Origin of the sequence: Anaerostipes faecis (assembly GCF_910574135.1) — a bacterium.
Classification (GTDB): domain Bacteria; phylum Bacillota; class Clostridia; order Lachnospirales; family Lachnospiraceae; genus Anaerostipes; species Anaerostipes hominis.
This window is the reverse complement of the sequence record NZ_CAJSYK010000051.1, coordinates 1-3,447: the sequence shown is the minus strand read 5'-3', so window position 1 is coordinate 3,447 and position 3,447 is coordinate 1. Positions and strand designations below refer to the sequence as shown.

Annotated in this window: 3 protein-coding genes; all 3 read left to right on the top strand. The window is 42.6% G+C overall.

All coding sequences use genetic code 11. The annotated features are described in order from the left end of the window. The first annotated feature begins 308 nt into the window (after window positions 1–308). Window positions 309–2,348 (top strand): BglG family transcription antiterminator, encoded by a 2,040-nt coding sequence (locus tag QGT46_RS16720; RefSeq protein ID WP_148460421.1) that lies wholly within the window; start codon window positions 309–311, stop codon window positions 2,346–2,348. Between the two features lie 195 nt (window positions 2,349–2,543). Beyond that, the gene (locus QGT46_RS16715) at window positions 2,544–3,017 is read left to right on the top strand and encodes a PTS sugar transporter subunit IIA (RefSeq protein ID WP_148460420.1); all 474 of its coding nucleotides are present in this window, start codon (window positions 2,544–2,546) and stop codon (window positions 3,015–3,017) included. Continuing rightward, window positions 3,014–3,319: an MtlR transcriptional regulator gene (locus tag QGT46_RS16710; protein ID WP_024728994.1), complete on the top strand. Its 306-nt coding sequence runs from the start codon at window positions 3,014–3,016 to the stop codon at window positions 3,317–3,319. The genes QGT46_RS16715 and QGT46_RS16710 overlap by 4 nt, the downstream gene beginning before the upstream one ends. The last annotated feature ends 128 nt before the right edge of the window (window positions 3,320–3,447 follow it).

Here is a 3,447-nt window from a genome sequence, read left to right as displayed (position 1 = left end):
AATACTCAAAACATCAAGCTCACCTTCTGTTGATTGTTCTAAATTTAATATTCTCAAACCAATTCGTGTTAAATTTTCAAGGTACAAACAAAATCAGATATTTATTAATGTGTCTTTTGACACCCTAATCTTCATAGGAAAGTTCTACGACCTTCCCTATGAAATAAAAACGCCCCGTTATGCATAGAACAATCGGCAGCAGGAAAATCTTCCAGTATTTGTGCTATATGCATAGACTTCGATTTCTTATAATATATATGATAAGATAAAGGTTCATCAAATATTTAGATTGAAAAGAGGGAATCCATTTGGACAAAAGAAGCAATCAAATATTAAATCAACTTTTGGCAGGGGGCAGACTGCAGCTGACGGAAATTTCGGAAAAGTATCAGATTTCTGAACGGATTGTGCGCAAAAAGATCAGAGAGCTGAATGACGAATTAAATGAAAACGGACTGCCTCTGGTAAGTATAAACGGAGAGGGAATTTTAAGGTTTGAGGGCAGGGAAGAAGGACTTTTGGAACAGATCCAAAAGTTTATTATGAAAAATGATTTTTATACATATCGCCTGTCCAAAAATGAACGAAAGACAATACTTGCTATGCTTCTTTTGAATCATGAGAAGTATGTGACGGCAGCCTGGATTTCAGAGTACATCAGTACGAGCAGAAACACAGTGATCAGTGACCTGAATGATCTGAAGGACTGGTTTTTGAAAAATAATATGAAACTTGTTTCCCAGGTACAAAAAGGGTATATTGTAGAAGCTTCGGAAGGAGACATACGTTCCGGTATGCTGAAGCTCCTTGAGCTGAATCTGGATGAAGAAAAATATGGTGCAATGGGTGCTTTCCACGTGTTCGGACATCTTCTCCTGAAAGAAATTCAATATCAGGGACGGTATGAAACCATACAAAAGGTTTTAAGGGAAGAAGAATTGAGGTATGACTGCTTTCTTTCCGACTTCTCTTTTTCGGTGGCAGTCTATGAACTGCTGATCCTGGTTGAAAGGGTAAAAAAAGGAAAAACAATAGAAAAGGAAAGACAGCCGGACTGGGGAAATGCATCCCAGAGCTCAAAATATCCGCTGAGCAGGACTGTACTGGACCGGCTGGGAGAAGAATTTTCACTGGATATACCGGCAGCGGAAGCAGAAAATTTTGTATTCTGCCTCAGAAGAAAAAGCTATCTGAAAAGCGGAACGAACAATGTAGACCAGCTGGTGATCCCTGTGCTGATCGGGGAGGTCATTTACCGTATTATCAGCAGGTTTCGGATTAATTTTTATCTGGATTTTGCACTTTACGATCTGCTGGTGGATCATATGAAATCTTCTATCTATCGGATGTCTTCGGGAGAGGTCCTGGAAAATCCGTTTCGGGGAGAAATCGAAAAGGGATATCCCGAAGTGTTCTGTACGGTGGAAGAATGTCTGAAACCATTGGAGGATTATCTTGGGGTGAAAGTTCCCAGAGATGAAGTTTCCTTTCTCGTCATGTATTTTGCATCTATGCTGGAGCGGGACAAACTGGAGCGGATGAGGGAACAGAAAGTGCCCGCAGTCCTCGTATGTGCGATGGGAAGGGGAACCGTCCAGCTCATGCTCGCAAAACTCAAACAGCTGGAGGATGTACTTGAGATCACGGAGGTGAGATCCTCACATGAACTGAAAGATATGGGAAACATAAACGATCAGCTGGTGATCTCCACAGTCACATTTCCCGAAGGGGAGATACAAAACATCCTCATGGTCAGTCCTCTGCTGGAACAGGAAGATATTTACAGAATTCGGAGAAAGGCAACAAAGTTAAGGGAGAACTGGTCCGGAGACCAGACGGCAGAGACAGGAAAATTTCTCAAAATAGAAGAAAAGACCGAGAGGAATTCTCTTGGAGCAATGCTCTCGGCAGACAGGATCGCACTGAAGCAGGAAGCGCAAAGCTGGGAGGAAGGGGTCAGAGCAGCAGGCAGGCTTCTCTATGAATCCGGGGCCGTCACCTATGAGTATATAGAAGCTATGGTCGAAAATATTAAGGTAAACGGTTCCTATGTGGTGATTTATTCCGGCATCGCAGCCCCTCACGCAGAGCAGGAAAAAGGGGCGGTCAGAGAGGCAGCCAGTCTGGTGAGCCTTAAAGAACCCGTGATATTTGGGAACAGTGAAAATGATCCGGTGAGTTATATTGTAGGCTTGAGTATCTTAAACTCCAACAGCATTAACTGTGCTATTTATAACCTGGTGCGTCTGTTTTCCCAGGAAGAGACAAAAAGCCGGATTGAGGCTCAGGAATCTCCGGAGGGCATGCTTGAGACAATCCGGAGGCTGGAAGATGAATACTGCAGATAAGGTAAGGAGCAGAACCTTTTGATGGTTCTGTTCTTTTTTTGCCAATAAACAAACATATGCCAAGCTTATATATCTTTATTAGTACAATTTAGTGCTCGTTTCAATGACTTCTCTTGTCCTTTATAGGGTATCTTCTGAGGCCTATAATGAACTTAACAAAAATACAGACAAATACACTTGAGATCGGAGGGAACCATGATCTGGGAAAACTTAAAAGACACATTGGTACAGACAGATTTGAGGGCAGAAAATGAACAGGAGATATTTGAACAGTTAGGAGGTGTGTTAGTTTCAGAGGGCTACTGTAAAGAAAGCTATGTGAAGGCGTTAAGCGAGAGGGAAAAGGTTTATCCTACGGGAGTCTTAGCAGGAAATATCGGTGTGGCAATTCCGCACACAGATCCGTGTTATGTAGAAACAACTGGAATCGCCATTGGGGTGCTGAAAGAGCCGGTATCATTTTTTCACATGGGAACCAATCCGAAAGAAAATGTGAAAGTCCCGGTGAAGTTTGTCATGATGCTGGCAATCACGGGAAAACAGCATTTGGAAGTGCTTCAGAGAGCCATTCTTTTAATACAGGATGCAGAGATTTTGAGAACGCTTGTAAACGCCGGGAATCCGGAGGAAATCATTCAAATCATCAAAAATAAGGAGGATTCATTATGAGGACTTACAGAATTTTATCAGCATGCGGGACGGGAATCGCAACATCAACGGTGGCATCTGAGACGTGCAAACGGCTGCTGGCAGAAAGGGGGATTCCCTCAGTGGAGATCTCGGAATGTAAAGCGCTGGAAGTAGTCGGGAGAGCTGAGATTTTTAATCCGGATGTGATCATCCACACTGCGGAGATACCGGTAACTGAGTTAAAAGAGTATAAAACCTACCGAACGCTGGAATTTATCACCGGGTTTGGAGCAGAAGAGAAAGCTGATGAAATAGCAGACTATTTGAAATCATTGGAGTAAAGGAAAATAACTTCTCGGAATCTCAATGAATGAGATTCTAACTGAAATTTGAAAACTGAATATCGTGCAGGAATAGAGATTTGGCAAAAAAGGGCATAAACGTTGGACATAGAGGAAGCTATGCCTTG

Bases quoted from the DNA above. Each gene is read 5' to 3' on its own strand.
- QGT46_RS16715 (WP_148460420.1), top strand. From the start codon at position 2,544: ATGATCTGGGAAAACTTAAAAGACACATTGGTACAGACAGATTTGAGG.
- QGT46_RS16710 (WP_024728994.1), top strand. From the start codon at position 3,014: ATGAGGACTTACAGAATTTTATCAGCATGCGGGACGGGAATCGCAACA.